Source organism: Streptomyces pseudovenezuelae, from assembly GCF_001513955.1.
Taxonomy (GTDB): Bacteria; Actinomycetota; Actinomycetes; order Streptomycetales; family Streptomycetaceae; genus Streptomyces; species Streptomyces pseudovenezuelae.
On record NZ_KQ948147.1, the window covers coordinates 328,164 to 341,772 of the forward strand.

15 protein-coding genes and 1 pseudogene are annotated in these 13,609 nt (G+C 72.8%); 10 read left to right on the forward strand and 6 right to left on the reverse strand.

The window, feature by feature from the left end; translation table 11 throughout:
- The first annotated feature begins 50 nt into the window (after window positions 1–50).
- Window positions 51–1,109, forward strand: coding sequence for a fatty acid desaturase family protein (locus AQI94_RS17820; RefSeq protein WP_031051368.1), 1,059 nt, complete (start codon window positions 51–53; stop codon window positions 1,107–1,109).
- A gap of 116 nt (window positions 1,110–1,225) precedes the next feature.
- Window positions 1,226–1,408 (forward strand): hypothetical protein, encoded by a 183-nt coding sequence (locus AQI94_RS17825; protein ID WP_031051366.1) that lies wholly within the window; start codon window positions 1,226–1,228, stop codon window positions 1,406–1,408.
- A 53-nt stretch (window positions 1,409–1,461) separates the two neighbouring features.
- Here AQI94_RS17825 and AQI94_RS17830 read toward each other — a convergent pair whose 3' ends face one another.
- Together AQI94_RS17830 and AQI94_RS17835 are read right to left on the reverse strand one after the other, a co-directional pair.
- The gene (locus AQI94_RS17830; RefSeq protein WP_062229808.1) at window positions 1,462–2,484 is read right to left on the reverse strand and encodes a hypothetical protein; all 1,023 of its coding nucleotides are present in this window, start codon (window positions 2,482–2,484) and stop codon (window positions 1,462–1,464) included.
- 135 nt (window positions 2,485–2,619) lie between these two features.
- Window positions 2,620–2,916, reverse strand: a complete 297-nt coding sequence (locus tag AQI94_RS17835) for a hypothetical protein (RefSeq protein WP_031053292.1) — start codon at window positions 2,914–2,916, stop codon at window positions 2,620–2,622.
- Between the two features lie 330 nt (window positions 2,917–3,246).
- Between AQI94_RS17835 and AQI94_RS17840 the strand changes: the two genes are divergently transcribed.
- Window positions 3,247–4,608 (forward strand): FAD-dependent oxidoreductase, encoded by a 1,362-nt coding sequence (locus tag AQI94_RS17840; protein WP_031053295.1) that lies wholly within the window; start codon window positions 3,247–3,249, stop codon window positions 4,606–4,608.
- Between the two features lie 5 nt (window positions 4,609–4,613).
- Here the strand turns inward: AQI94_RS17840 and AQI94_RS17845 are convergent.
- Both AQI94_RS17845 and AQI94_RS17850 read right to left on the reverse strand, forming a co-directional pair.
- Window positions 4,614–4,847, reverse strand: a pseudogene (locus AQI94_RS17845) (PadR family transcriptional regulator); the annotation flags it as partial.
- Between the two features lie 129 nt (window positions 4,848–4,976).
- Window positions 4,977–5,576, reverse strand: a complete 600-nt coding sequence (locus AQI94_RS17850) for a class I SAM-dependent methyltransferase (RefSeq protein WP_062229861.1) — start codon at window positions 5,574–5,576, stop codon at window positions 4,977–4,979.
- A gap of 152 nt (window positions 5,577–5,728) precedes the next feature.
- On the opposite strand from AQI94_RS17850, the gene AQI94_RS17855 reads away from it, so the two are divergent.
- From AQI94_RS17855 to AQI94_RS17875, 5 genes are all read left to right on the forward strand, one after another.
- Complete coding sequence (locus tag AQI94_RS17855; protein WP_031054090.1) at window positions 5,729–6,502, forward strand: MHYT domain-containing protein; 774 nt, start codon at window positions 5,729–5,731, stop codon at window positions 6,500–6,502.
- Window positions 6,503–6,566: 64 nt separating this feature from the next.
- Window positions 6,567–9,092, forward strand: coding sequence for a sensor histidine kinase (locus AQI94_RS17860; protein ID WP_062229809.1), 2,526 nt, complete (start codon window positions 6,567–6,569; stop codon window positions 9,090–9,092).
- Window positions 9,089–9,559: a roadblock/LC7 domain-containing protein gene (locus AQI94_RS17865; protein WP_031048680.1), complete on the forward strand. Its 471-nt coding sequence runs from the start codon at window positions 9,089–9,091 to the stop codon at window positions 9,557–9,559. Before AQI94_RS17860 ends, AQI94_RS17865 begins: the two co-directional genes overlap by 4 nt.
- Window positions 9,560–9,581: 22 nt before the next feature.
- The gene (locus AQI94_RS17870) at window positions 9,582–9,995 is read left to right on the forward strand and encodes a DUF742 domain-containing protein (protein WP_031048678.1); all 414 of its coding nucleotides are present in this window, start codon (window positions 9,582–9,584) and stop codon (window positions 9,993–9,995) included.
- 132 nt (window positions 9,996–10,127) lie between these two features.
- A complete protein-coding gene (locus AQI94_RS17875) occupies window positions 10,128–10,733 on the forward strand; it encodes a GTP-binding protein (protein WP_031048674.1) in 606 nt (201 codons plus the stop codon).
- Window positions 10,734–10,764: 31 nt separating this feature from the next.
- Here the strand turns inward: AQI94_RS17875 and AQI94_RS17880 are convergent, their stop codons facing one another.
- Window positions 10,765–11,193, reverse strand: coding sequence for a PPOX class F420-dependent oxidoreductase (locus AQI94_RS17880; RefSeq protein WP_031048672.1), 429 nt, complete (start codon window positions 11,191–11,193; stop codon window positions 10,765–10,767).
- 93 nt (window positions 11,194–11,286) lie between these two features.
- Here AQI94_RS17880 and AQI94_RS17885 point away from each other — a divergent pair, with 93 nt between their 5' ends.
- Both AQI94_RS17885 and AQI94_RS17890 read left to right on the forward strand, forming a co-directional pair.
- Entirely contained in the window at window positions 11,287–11,700 is a 414-nt protein-coding gene (locus AQI94_RS17885; protein WP_031048670.1) for a roadblock/LC7 domain-containing protein, read from the forward strand.
- A gap of 124 nt (window positions 11,701–11,824) precedes the next feature.
- Entirely contained in the window at window positions 11,825–12,706 is an 882-nt protein-coding gene (locus tag AQI94_RS17890; RefSeq protein ID WP_031048667.1) for a DUF6397 family protein, read from the forward strand.
- 1 nt (window position 12,707) lies between these two features.
- Here AQI94_RS17890 and AQI94_RS17895 read toward each other — a convergent pair whose 3' ends face one another.
- The gene (locus AQI94_RS17895; RefSeq protein WP_031048665.1) at window positions 12,708–13,574 is read right to left on the reverse strand and encodes an acyl-CoA thioesterase; all 867 of its coding nucleotides are present in this window, start codon (window positions 13,572–13,574) and stop codon (window positions 12,708–12,710) included.
- Window positions 13,575–13,609 lie beyond the last annotated feature (35 nt).

The following is a 13,609-nucleotide window of genomic DNA, read 5'->3' on the forward strand; positions in this document are numbered from 1 at the left end:
CGTACGTTTCCTCAGGTCAGCACGTTTCCTGAGAGAGCCGGAGCCCGGACATGTCCCAGAGCACCGCCACCGTCGCACCCCGCCCGCGCGGTACGTCCGGCCCCTCGCCCGGCGGCAGCGAGTTCGCTCCCCTCCTGCGCGCGGTGAAGGGCCGGGGCCTCCTGGACCGCCGCCACGGCTGGTACACCCGGGCCGTCGCCGTCAACACACTCGCCCTCGCCGGACTCGTCACGGCCGTCTCCCTGTCCGGTGACTCCTGGCGGACCCTGCTGCTGGCCCCGCTCCTGGCCGTGTTCTGTGCCCGCACCGCCTTCATAGGCCACGACGCGGGCCACGCCCAGATCACCGGCGACAAGGCGGCCGGCCGTCTCATCGGGCTCGTCCACGGCAATCTGCTGCTGGGGATGAGCTACTCCTGGTGGAACCACAAGCACAACCGGCACCACGCCAACCCCAACCACATAGACAAGGACCCCGACGTCGCCGCGGACGTCCTCGTCTTCACCGGCGAACAGGCCAGGACGCGCACCGGCTTCAGGCGCCGGCTCACCCGTCACCAGGCTTGGCTGTTCTTCCCGCTCACCCTCCTCGAAGGCGTCGCCCTGAAGATCCAGGGCTTCCGGGACCTGCGCCGACAGGCGCCGGGGGAGCGTGCCGTGGAGGGCGCTCTGCTGGTGAGCCACATCGCCGCCTACGCCACGCTCCTGCTGACCACCATGTCCCCCGGCAAGGCCCTGGCCTTCGCGGCGATCCACCAGGCCCTGTTCGGCCTGCATCTCGGAATGGCCTTCGCCCCCAACCACAAGGGCATGGAGATGCCCGACCCCGACGGCGAGTCCTGGGGCCACCTGCGCCGCCAGGTGCTCACCTCCCGCAACATCCGCGGCGGCCTCCTCACCGACTGGTTCCTCGGCGGCCTCAACTACCAGATCGAGCACCACCTCTTCCCCAGCATGCCCCGGCCCCATCTGCGTCTCGCGCAGCCTCTGGTGCGCGCCCACTGCCGGGATCTGGGTATCCCCTACACGGAGACGGGCCTCGTCGACTCCTACCGTCAGGCCCTGAGTCACATGCGCGAGGTGGGCGAGCCGCTGCGGGCGGACCGCTAGGCGAGGCGTATCCGGGGCATCTCAGGGATGTCTCAGGGTCGCGGAGCGGAACTGCGGGAAGCGCGGACCCGTTTCCAGGACAGAGAGCGGCAACCGCCGCGAAGGAGGCGACGTACATGTCGAAGAACGCGAAGATCGCCGCGGGGGGAGTGGCGGTCGGACTGCTCCTGCTGATCTGGCTGCCCTGGTGGGCCGCATTCCTGATCATCCTGGGAGTCCCGGCCGCCGCGTACCTCACCCTGGACCCCTCACAGCGGCGCAGGCTGCGCCGCGTCACCCGCAAGGAACTCGGCCGCTGACGCACCCGCACCGGCCGGGGTCACAAGAGACCCGGACGGTGCGGCGCACCGGCTCAGCTGGGGCGTACGGCCATCTTGTCGAGTGCTGCCAGCAGTCCCGGAAGCTCGGGGCCCCGTCCCACCGGCAGGACCTCGCCGGGCTCGTCGTCGAGCAGCACGAACGCGATGTCGTCGGTCCTGGCGACCAGGGACCAGCCGGGGCCGTCGGCGCGCAGCGTCCGTGCGTCGCCCGACGCGAAGGACGACCGGACGCGCCCCAGGGGCGGAGGCGAATCCACGTAGGCGCGGGCTTCGGCCAGGACGCGCCGGATGCCGCTGTGGCCCTTGGGCCCCTTCTTCCGGGATTCACCCGACGCTCCGTCGCCGACGGCCTGGCCCTCGGCGGCCCGGTCGCTCGCGGCCCCGCCCGCCGTGGGTTTGCCCTTCGGGGCATCGGGATCCGAGGCCGCCCCGTCGGAGCCCTCGCCGTGCGGGCCCGCACTGTCCGAGGCTTCGCCGTCGGAAGCCTTGCCGTCGGAGCCCTTGCCGTTCGCGGCCGTGGCGCCCGGGGCGGACCCGCCGTTCGGGCTCAGGAAGGCCGCGTCATCGATCTGTTCCCGCCACATCGCCCACTGGAGCGCGATCTCGTCGGCGCCCAGACGTCGCTGGGCTGCCCCCCACGTGGAGGTGTCCGGGGGTGTCAGTGGCGGGCCGCCGACGGCTTCCGGATCGGGATCGTGCGGCGCCGGCACCCCGGGCGCGGCGACGGCGACCGCGAGCGGCCACCCGGGCAGCGCGGCCACGACCGTGCGCTCGTCGGGCGACAGGTCGTACTCCATGCCGCAGTCCCAGGTCGCGATGGCGACGGCGACCAGCGAGACGTCGTCGATGACGACCGTCCACCGGGCGCCGCTGCCGTCCTGGCCGAGCACCAGGCCGTAACCGTGCGCCAGCGGCGCCAGACCGAGCGCCGCGCACGCCTCCGGATAGTCGTCGCCCAGCACGCTCGGGAACTTCGCCGGCGTCAGCAGCACCGCCGTCAGCACATAGAGCGCGTCGTCCGCGGCGGCGACGGCGTCCTCGTCCGTCCCGGCCATCACAGCCTCCCCATCGGTTCGTCCAACGGCGCGCACCCTAGTGTGCGCGGAAGGCGCTTGTCACGACTCCCAAGAACACCCGGAGCTGCAGTTTTCCGGCTGGACGGGGGCGAATCGACCACTCTTGCCGACCGCTCAGGCCGCCGGCAGTCCGAGGAGCGCACGTGCCACCGTACGCGGGGACTCGTCGCGCTCCCGCGCCAGGGCGATGACGGCCCGGCACGCCAGCTCGTTGACCCCGAACGAGAGGGCCTCCGGCGACACCCAGGCCGACGCCTCGTCGATCCGGTCCTGGTCGTCCTCCGCGCAGGCCGAGACGTACGCGGCGGCGGCCTCGAACAGATTGTGCGCACGGCCTTCCCCGCCGGTGGGCGCCTCAGTGCGCAGCGCTTCGACGAATCGGGCGCTGGACTCGCGGAACCTGCCCCACATGCCGACCACCTTCCCCCTGCGTGACGTGATCCTGGCGAACGTTCGTCTTCTTCCACTCAACGTAAAGTCGGAGCCCCGGCGGCAGAAGAGGGCCGGAGGGCGGCGGTGCGGTCGTCGTTCGCGGAGGGCCGTATTCCACTCACCGCGCCGAGCCCGAGGCGGACCTTCCCTTGTCGCGCAGAAGGGCCGGAAAACGGTCAATGCCCTGTGCGGGAAGGGATACTCATGTCGTCTCACGACATGATGACCAGGGGGAGGAATGCGGTGAACGCTGCCGGAGGGACAGGCCGTAGGGGAGCAGGCGGCGGGGACGGACGGCATGCCGTCGTCGTGGGCGGGAGCCTCGCGGGGCTTCTCGCGGCGCACGTCCTGGCCGGGCACGCCGAGCGGGTGACCGTCGTCGAGCGCGACCGGTTCCCGGAGGGCGCCAAGCCACGGCCCGGGGTGCCGCAGGGCCGCCACCCGCACGTCCTGCTCCAGGGCGGCCAGCGGGCCCTGGAGTCACTGCTGCCGGGGTTCCTGGCGGAGCTGCGCGAGGCGGGGGCGCCTCGGGTGGGCATGCCCGCCGACATGGTGCTGTGGCAGAGCGGCCGCTGGTTCCGGCGCGTGCCCGCGTCGACGCACATCTACACCGGCTCCCGCGCACAGCTGGAGGAACTGGTGCGGCGGCGGGTCCTCGCCGACCCGGTGATCAGCGTGCTGGAGGGGACCGACGCCGTCGGGCTCCTCGGTGACGCCACGCGCGTGCGGGGTGTGCTGGTGCGGGACCGCTCCGGCGACACGCGCGCGAAGTCCCGCCCCCTGGAGGCCGATCTGGTCGTCGACGCCTCCGGCAGCGGCACGAAGGCCCCGCAGTGGCTCGCGGCGATCGGCGCCGAGCGCCCGCGCGAGGAGACCATCGACACCGGACTCGCCTACGCCTCCCGCGTCTACCGCGGCACGAACGGCGCCCTCGACGGCGAGACCCGCGGCTACTACGCCTATCCCGACCCCGAGCAGGTGCACGCCGGAGGCGCACTGCCGCTGGAGGACGGCAGTCATCTGGTGATCGTCTCGGGCCTGCGCGGCGACGAACCGCCCACGGGTGACGACGAGTTCGTGACGTACGCCAAGAGGCTGCCGCATCCACCCCTGCACCGGTGGCTGGCCGAGGCCGAACCGCTCTCCCCGGCGTTCGGCCACCGACGGACCGCGAACGTCCGCCGACGCCACGACCTGCCCGGCCGACCGGCAGGATTCCTCGCCACCGGCGACGCCCTGTGCACCTTCAACCCGATCTACGGGCAGGGCATGGCCGTGGCCGCGATGAGCGCGGTCGCCCTGCGGGACGCGCTCGCCGACCGGCGCCGGACGCCCACGACACGGCGCGTGCAGCAGGCGCTCCTGGCGGCGTCCCGGCTCGCGTGGGACATCTCCGCCGGGGCGGACCGCAAGATGCCGGGCGCGGTCGGCACGGCGGTCGACGGCAGGCCCGGGGACCAGGTCGCCGGGTGGTACCTGAGCCGCGTCCAGGAGCGTGCCCCCGGCGACCCTGTCGTGGGCCGGGCCTTCCGTGCCGTCCTGACGCTGTCCGCGCCCGTCACCGCCCTGTTCGCGCCGGCCGTGGCCCGGGCCGTCCTGTTCGGGCCACCCGCGCCGACGCCGACCGAGCCGCCCGCGGCACCGGAGGAGCCCGTGGCCCCGACGGGCTGACGGGCTCACTCGGGGAGCGACGTGATCGTCTCCCGCAGCGAGCGGAGCTCTTCCCGCGAGGTGGCGCGGGCGATGGTCAGCACCCCGCGCCGGAAGGGATCGTCCACCTCCTCGGCGCTCAGCGGCCGGTCGCCCTCGTGGAAGAAGCCGGCGGGCTCCTCCAGGAAGGCGAGCCGGCGCCGCAGTACGGCCGCCTGCGCGTCCGCGTCGTCCAGGTGCCGGAGGAAGGCGAGGACCGTGGGGAGGCGCGCGAGGCGCTGGAGGCGGCAGGCGTGTGCGTGCTGACCGTCCCCGGCGCCGGGCACAACATCGTGCTCGACAACCCCGACGCCTTCGCCGCGGTGGCCGCCGGCAGGTGGTGAGCGTGGTCAGTCCTCGCGGACGGCCAGGGCCAGGAAGCGGGCGTCCTCGTCGGCGTACGACGTCATGCGCCATCCCGAACCGGCCAGCAGGGGACGGAGGTTGGGCTCGGCGCGCAGGTCCTCGGGAGTGATCTGCCGTCCCTGCCGCGCGGCGAGCGCCGCCCTGCCGATCGGATGGAACAGGGCCAGGACACCGCCGGGCCGCACCACCCTGGCCAACTCGCGCAGGTTCTCGGCGGGTCGGGGCAGATGCGAGATCAGGCCCGCTCCGAAGACGGCGTCGAGCGATCGGGAGCGCAGCGGCAGCGCGGCCACGTCGGCGAGCAGCAGCCGCCCCTGCCGGTCCCGTCCGGCGCGTACGGCCGCGTGCAGCATGGCCGGGGTCAGATCGGCTCCGAGGACCACTCCCGAGGGCCCCACGGCCGCCCGCAGGGGCGGCAGGGCGCGTCCGGTGCCGCAGCCCGCGTCGAGGACGCGGTCGCCCGCGCGCAGCCCGAGCTCCCCGACCGCGGCGGCGTAGGCCGGACCGTCGTCCGGGAACCGGCTGTCCCAGTCGGCGGCGCGCGCCGAGAAGAACTCCTGAACGTGTGTGTGGTCGTCGCTCATGTTCCGCATGATCCCTCACCGACACGGATGAAGCCCCGGCGCACATGTTCGAGCGCGCCGCGATCGTTCAGGCGCACCTCTGCGCCATATTCCAACACCTTTCGAAATGCGCCCTCTTTGTGCGCCCCTGTCCCGACTAGCGTCCCTTGGCCATGGGACACCTGGACCACGCAGCCCTGGGCTGGCTGACGCCCGCACTCTCGTACGTCATGGCCTGCATCGGCGCCGCGCTCGGCCTGCGCTGCACCATGCGCGCGCTCGGCGCCACCGGACGTTCGCGCCGCAACTGGCTCATCACCGCGGCCTCGGCCATCGGGACCGGCATCTGGACCATGCACTTCGTGGCCATGCTCGGCTTCAGTGTCAGCGGTACCGACATCCGCTACGACGTACCCCTGACCATCGCCAGTCTCCTGGTCGCGATGGTCGTCGTCTCCGCCGGCGTCTTCGCGGTCGGCTACGGCCGCGACCGGGTCCGCGCGCTCTTCCTGGGCGGACTCACCACCGGCCTGGGCGTGGCGAGCATGCACTACCTGGGCATGGCCGCCGTACGGCTGCACGGCGGCGTCCACTACGACCCGGCGCTCGTCGGACTCTCCGTCCTCATTGCCGTCGTCGCGGCGACGGCGGCCCTGTGGGCGGCGCTCAACATCAAGTCGCCCGTCGCCGTCACCCTCGCCTCCCTCATCATGGGCGCCGCGGTCAGCAGCATGCACTACACCGGGATGTTCGCGGTGAGCGTGCGGGTCTCGCCCTCCGGCGACGTCCTGCCCGGGGCGACGGCGATGCAGTTCATCTTCCCGCTCGCCGTCGGACTCGGCTCCTACCTGTTCCTGACCTCGGCCTTCGTCGCGCTGTCGCCCACGACCGGAGAGCGCGAGGCATCCGCCTCGGCCCAGCGCCCGGTCGAGAACGTCGCCTCCTAGCGGCGGATCCGGACCCCGGACGGCCCGACCACACGCCCCCGAACCACTCCCGAGCGAGGAGGCCATGCGTACACCGCGTAGGACCCTCACAGCCGGCGCCGAGACGCCGCACCAGACACCCGCGCGCGGGCGTCGCGCACATGCCGGACCACCGGCCGACGAAAGCCCGGACGACCCCCTGGGTCCCCCGGCCGAGGACATACCCGCGCGCGCGGGACACTGGCGGATACGCCCCCGCACGGTCCGCGCCAAGATCGTCTGCCTGCTCATGGTGCCCGTGGTCTCCCTGCTCGCGCTGTGGGCCTACGCCACGGTCAGCACCGCCCAGGACGTGTCCCGGCTGCGGCAGTTGCAGCGCGTGGACAGCGCCGTGCGCTCTCCCGTCACCGACGCCGTGACCGCACTGCAGGCGGAGCGAGCGGCCGCCGTCCGTTACGCGACCGACCCGTCCGCCGCGCAGCGCGACGACCTGCGCGCGCTCGCCGCGCGCACCGACCGGGCCGTGGCACGCCTGCGGCTCGGCGACGACGACACGGTGGCCGACAGCGAGGAACTGCCCGCCGGTGTCGCCCAGCGGCTCGAAGCCTTCGTGACCGGCGCCGAACAACTGCGCCCCGTGCGCGCCGCCGTGCTGGACCGCAGCGCCGGCTGGGACGAGACCTACGGCCGCTACACCCGGACCATCGCCGGCGCCTTCGCCGTGGGCGGGGCCCTCACCGGCATCCAGGACGCCGACCTCGGCTCCGACGCGCGCGTGCTGCTGGAGTTCTCCCGCGCGGGCGAGTCGCTGGCCCAGGAGGACGCCGTGCTGTCGAGCGCGCGGCTGGCGGGGGTCCTCGCCGGAGAGCGGCTGCGGCTGTTCACGGGGGCCGTCGACACCCGCCGAGCCCTCGTCGAGGGCGCCGTCACCGACCTGCGCGGCTCCGACCGCGCCGCCTGGCGCAAGGTCGCCGGCAGCACCGCCTACGCCACCGTGACCGCCGCCGAGGACCGCACGCTCGCCGCCGCGCCCGGCGTCCGCGCGGTCGAGTCGACGCCGGAGGCCACCTGGCAGGCGGCACACGCGCGCGTGCAGGAGGGCATGCGCACCGTCGAGCACACGGCGGGCAGCGGCGTGGCCCACCGCGCGGACCCGTTCACCCGGGGCCTGCTCACCCCGGCCGGAGCCGCGGTCCTGCTCGGCCTGATCGCCGTCGCCGCGTCGCTCGTCATCTCGGTGCGCATCGGACGGGGGCTGGTCATCGAGCTGGTGAGCCTGCGCAACAGCGCCCTGGACATCGCCCGCCGCAAACTCCCCGAGGCCATGGAGCGGCTGCGCGCCGGTGATGAGATCGACATCCGCTCCGAGGCCCCGCCGGGACCGCCCGCGGAGGACGAGGCAGGCCAGGTCGCCGAGGCCCTGACGACGGTCCACCGCGCCGCACTGCGGGCCGCTGTGGAGCGCGCCGAGCTCGCCAGCGGCATCTCCGGGGTCTTCGTCAACCTCGCCCGCCGCAGCCAGGTACTCGTCCACCGCCAGCTGAGCCTGCTCGACAGCATGGAACGCCGCTCCGACGACCCCAACGAACTGAGCGACCTCTTCCGCCTCGACCACCTCACCACCCGCATGCGCCGCCACGCGGAAAGCCTGATCATCCTTTCCGGAGCGGCACCCGGCCGCGCCTGGCGGATGCCGGTCTCACTGACCAACGTGGTCCGCGCGGCCGTCTCCGAGGTCGAGGACTACGCGCGCGTGGAGGTGCGTCAACTGCCCGACGCCTCCGTCGTCGGCGCGGCGGTCGCCGACCTCACCCACCTGCTCGCCGAGATCATCGAGAACGCCGCGCAGTTCTCCCCACCCCACACGCGTGTGCGGGTCACCGGCGAGCCCGTCGGCAACGGTTACGCCGTCGAGGTCGAGGACCGGGGTCTGGGCATGGGCAAGGAGACCCTCGATGAGGCCAACCGCCGCATCGAGCAGTCCGAGATGCTCGACCTGTTCGACAGCGACCGGCTGGGCCTGTTCGTGGTCAGCAGGCTCGCCGCCCGGCACGGCATCAAGGTGCACCTGCGCACCTCGCCCTACGGCGGCACCACCGCCGTAGTCCTGCTGCCCACGGCACTGCTGCACATCAAGGCGGCGGAACGTTCCCCCGCCAAGGCCGCGGACCGGGAACGGCTCACGGAACGGGAGTACGCGCGCGTGGCCGCCACCGAACGGGACCAGGAGTCCGTGCCCGCCCCCGCCGAGCGGCCCGCTCTGGTGGCTCCCCTGACGGCCGCGGCCGACCGGGGCACGGCCGACACACCGCCCTCCGGAGTCACCGCCCTGCGTCTGCGCCGGCCGCCCGAGGAACCGGCGGAGTCCCAGGACCTTCCCCGCCGGGTCCGGCAGGCGAGCCTCGCTCCCCAGCTGCGCGAGCAGCGCTCCGCGGACCCGGCCCCGGCGACCGCCCGCCAGGACGACGACGACCGTACGCCGGAGGTCGTGCGGGACCGGATGGCGGCGTACCGCGAGGGCTGGGCCCGCGGCGGCGGCAGGCAGCCCGGACGCGGTGCCACCCCCGACACCCCGGCGGGCAGAGACAGCAGCGAAGGAGACCGAGGATGATCCAGGACCCGAGTACGAGGGCCGACACGGGGGTCCCCCCGCGCGAGCGGAACCGGGAGTGGGGGAGGTCCGGCGAACTCGACTGGCTGCTGGACGACCTGGTGCTGCGGGTGAGCGAGGTACGGCATGCCGTGGTGCTCTCCAACGACGGCCTCGCCGTGGGCGCCTCGACGGACCTGCGCCGCGAGGACGCGGAGCACCTCGCCGCGGTCTCCTCCGGATTCCACAGTCTGGCCAAGGGCGCCGGCCGGCACTTCGGCGCCGGAGGAGTGCGCCAGACCATGGTCGAGATGGACGACGGCTTCCTGTTCGTGGCCGCCGCGGGGGACGGCTCCTGTCTCGCCGTCCTCACCGCGGTGACCGCGGACATAGGCCTGGTCGCCTACGAGATGGCACGGCTGGTCAAGCGGGTCGGGGAGCACCTCTACACGCCGCCGCGCGTGGGCGCCCGGCCGCCCGCCGGATGAGAGGGAAGGACGGTCGGCTCAGATGACCGAGGACATGGCGGGCGTCCCTTACGACCAGGGCAGCCAGTGGTACGACGGCGAGGCCGGGCCCCTCGTCCGCCCCTACGCGATGACGGGCGGGCGCACCAAACCCGGCCCCACCGGCGTGCGTTTCGATCTGATCGCCCTCGTCACCCTCGCCGTCGGCGCGCCCGGGGCCGGTGACGACACGGCGCTCGGGCCGGAGCACCGGGCCCTGATCGAACTGTGCCGCACCGAGACGCAGTCGGTGGCGGAACTCTCCGCGGGCGCCGACCTGCCCGTGGGCGTGGTCAGGGTGCTCCTGGGGGACCTCCTCGAACTCGGCTGCGTCACCGTCAGCCGTCCGGTGCCGCCCGCTCAGCTGCCCGACGAACGGATTCTGCGCGAGGTGATCGAAGGGCTCCGGGCGCTGTAGATGAACGTTCAGAACCGGGCAAAAAGTGGTCCAACCCCTCGAAGGGGAGCTCCAGTTGTCATGATGCTGCCTTCGCGACCCCGTACCGCCGACGTCGCCGCCCGTTGCCGGCCCCCCCGAGAGAAGTGATCGATGGTCTCCGAGAACTCCGACGCACAGGGCGGCGAGACGACCGCCCTCGCGCTGAAGATACTGGTCGCCGGCGGGTTCGGCGTGGGCAAGACCACCCTGGTGGGCGCGGTCAGCGAGATCAGGCCGCTGCGCACGGAGGAACTGCTCAGCGAGGCGGGACAGTCGGTGGACGACACGGACGGTGTGGACCAGAAGGTCACCACCACGGTCGCCATGGACTTCGGGCGGATCACCATCCGCTCCGGCCTGTCGCTCTATCTCTTCGGCACCCCGGGCCAGGACCGCTTCTGGTTCCTGTGGGACGAGTTGTCGCAGGGCGCGCTGGGAGCCGTCGTCCTCGCGGACACCCGGCGCCTGGAGGACTGCTTCCCGGCCGTGGACTACTTCGAGCACCGGCACATCCCGTTCGTGGTGGCCGTCAACTGCTTCGCCGGTGCCCGGACCTTCGGCGCCCAGGACGTCTCGCGCGCCCTCGACCTTGACCAGGGCACACCCGTGGTGCTGTGCGACGCGCGGGACCGCGACTCGGGCAAGGAGGTGCTGATCCGGCTGGTCGAGTACGCCGGGCGGATGCACACCGCCCGGCTGCTCGACTCGGTGAGCTGACCGCGAGGGGTGCGGCCGGCCCACCGGTACGTCACTCCGCCACGGCCTTCTCCGCCAGTACCTTGTCGATCCGCACACGGACGAGGAGTTCCCCCGGCACGCCGTTGCGGGCGCCGAACTCCTCGGCCCGTTCCTCACCCATGTACCGCGCCCCGATCCGCCCGGCCCAGTGCCGGAGCTCGTCGGGCTCCTCCGAGATCCGGGCCCTGCCCTGCAGCACCACGTAGTCGAAGGGCGGCCGGTCGTCGTCCACACACAGGGCGACCCGCCCGTCCCGCGCCAGGTTGCGCCCCTTCACGGTCGCCTTCCCGGTGTTGAACACCAGGTCGTCCCCGTCGAGCACGAACCAGATCGGTGCCACATGCGGACTCCCGTCGGCCCGGACGGTCGACAACTTGCCGGTGCGGGTGCCGTGCGAGACGAACTCCCGCCATTCCTCATCGGTCATCTTCTGTGCCATGTCCCCATTCTCCTTGCCCCGTTGACGGTCGTGGGGAAGGCTTGCTGGGGATCCTCCGGGCAGGAGGAGACGTCACACGGGGAGACGGGACACATGCCGGAGAAGCAGGGGCTCGGCTGGCTGCTGGACGATCTGACCGAGCGCGTCGACCATGTGCGGCACGCGCTGGTGCTGTCCAACGACGGGCTGGTGACGGGCGCCAGCACGGGACTGCGCCGCGAGGACGCGGACCACCTCGCCGCCGTCTCGTCCGGCCTGCACAGCCTGGCCAAGGGCTCGGGGCGCCACTTCGGCGCGGGCAGCGTACGGCAGACGATGATCGAGTTCGACGACGCGGTGCTGTTCGTCACCGCGGCCGGCACCGGCAGCTGTCTGTGCGTGCTCAGCGGCTCCGACGCCGACTTCGGCCGGATCGCCTACGAGATGACCCTGCTCGTCAACCGGGTCGGCGAGCACCTCGACGTGGACGCCCGCCGACCCGAGCGGAGCCCGGCAACGGACCTCTGACCTGCCTGTTCTCCGGTCCGTTGGAGTTATCCACAGGCCCGCCCGGCTTCGCGCCCCACCGGCTACGGTTTCTGTCACGGCGAACGCACACAGCGTGAGCGACCGACTCCACGGGGGAGCGACCATGACGAGCGGTACCGTCACCCAACTGCAGCGGAATGCCTGCACACCCAGCCGAGCCGCGCGCGAACTGGGCCTGAGGCGCAGCGAGTTCGACCTCGCCGTCCACCTCGGCCAGATCCGGACGGTGCCCGACGAAGGGGGCGGGGGCCGACGCGTCACGCGGTCCGAGCTCGACCGGCTCCGGGCCACCGCCGGCTTTGCCGACTCACTGCGCCGGCGGGTACGGCTCGTGGGCACCACCGAGGGCGCGGAGGTCATGGGCATCCCGGTCGGCAGGTTCACCCGTCTGGCGCGCCTCGGCCTGTTCTCGCCGGTGCGCTTCTATCTGAACCGCTACCGGGCCGTGGTGTGGCTGTATCTGGCCGACGAGCTGGAGGAGTTCACGACGGTCGAGGACAACACCCCGCTGCTGACCGCCCGGTGCCTGCCCGAGGGGTTGCGCGGCATGCTGGACGAGGGCGTGGACCTGCGCGCCCGCAACTGGCGCGGACGGCACCGCGGGTTCCTTCTGCGCCTGGCCGAGAACCCCTGGGAGAGCGCCGGAGCCCTCGCCGCCTTCCTCGACCCGGTCCGGATCGCGCAGCTCGTCCCGGACCCCTACGAGCGGTCCCACCTCCATCGCTTCCGGCCGGGACCACCCGCGCACGGGGCGCAGGGCACGCCCGCCGCGCGTCTCATCGAGAAGATCATGACGGCGGACGACCCGGCCGAGATCGCCTGGCTGACGACCGAACTGACCGGCGTCCTTCAGGACGCGCGAAGGTTCCGGCCCGCGCCACGCCCCGCGGCCCGGGAAACACCCTCCGCCCCGCCACCGACGGAGCCGGCCCCCCGGGAAGCGTCCCGAGGGCTGCTGGGCTGGCTCCGCCGCAGAAGCGCCTGACCTACAGCGGCCGGAACAGCCCCTCCTGGACGACGGACACCAGCAGCCGCCCCTCCGTGTCGTAGATCCGGCCACGGGCCAGACCACGTCCACCCGTCGCGATCGGCGACTCCTGGTCGTACAGGAACCACTCGTCAGTACGGAACGGCCGGTGGAACCACATGGCATGGTCCAGCGACGCGATGTCGAAGCTCCGCGGGCCCCACAGGGGCTGGACCGGGAGACGGACGGCGTCCAGGAGAGTCATGTCGCTCGCGTACGTCAGCGCGCAGGTGTGCACGACCGGGTCGTCCCCGAGCGGCCCGACCGCGCGCATCCACACCGCGCTGCGCGGCTCGGCGTCCTTGACCTCCTCGGCGCTCCAGCGCAGCCGGTCCACGTACCGGATGTCGAAGGGCTGGCGGCGCGCCATCCGCTCCAACTGCTCGGGCAGTTCGCCCAGATGCTCCCGGATCTCGTCCCCGACCGTCGGCAGGGACTCCGGGTCCGGGACCTTGCGGGCCGGCGGCAGCTGGTGCTCGAAGGGACCTTCCTCAGGCTTGTGAAAGGAGGCGGTGAGATTGAAGATCGTGCGCCCCTGCTGCACGGCGGTGACCCGCCGCGTGGTGAACGACCGTCCGTCCCGCACCCGCTCGACCTGGTACACGATCGGTACCCCCGGCCGGCCCGGACGCAGGAAGTACGCGTGCAGCGAGTGCACCGGGCGCTCGCCGTCCGTGGTGCGGGCGGCGGCGACCAGCGCCTGGCCCGCCACCTGGCCGCCGAAGACCCGCTGGAGGGACTCGTGCGGGCTTCGGCCACGGAAGATGTTGACCTCGATCTGCTCCAGGTCGAGCAGGTCGACGAGCCTCTCGGCCGGGTTGGTCATGGGTGGGACTCTCCTTGGCTCACTACCGGGCTTCG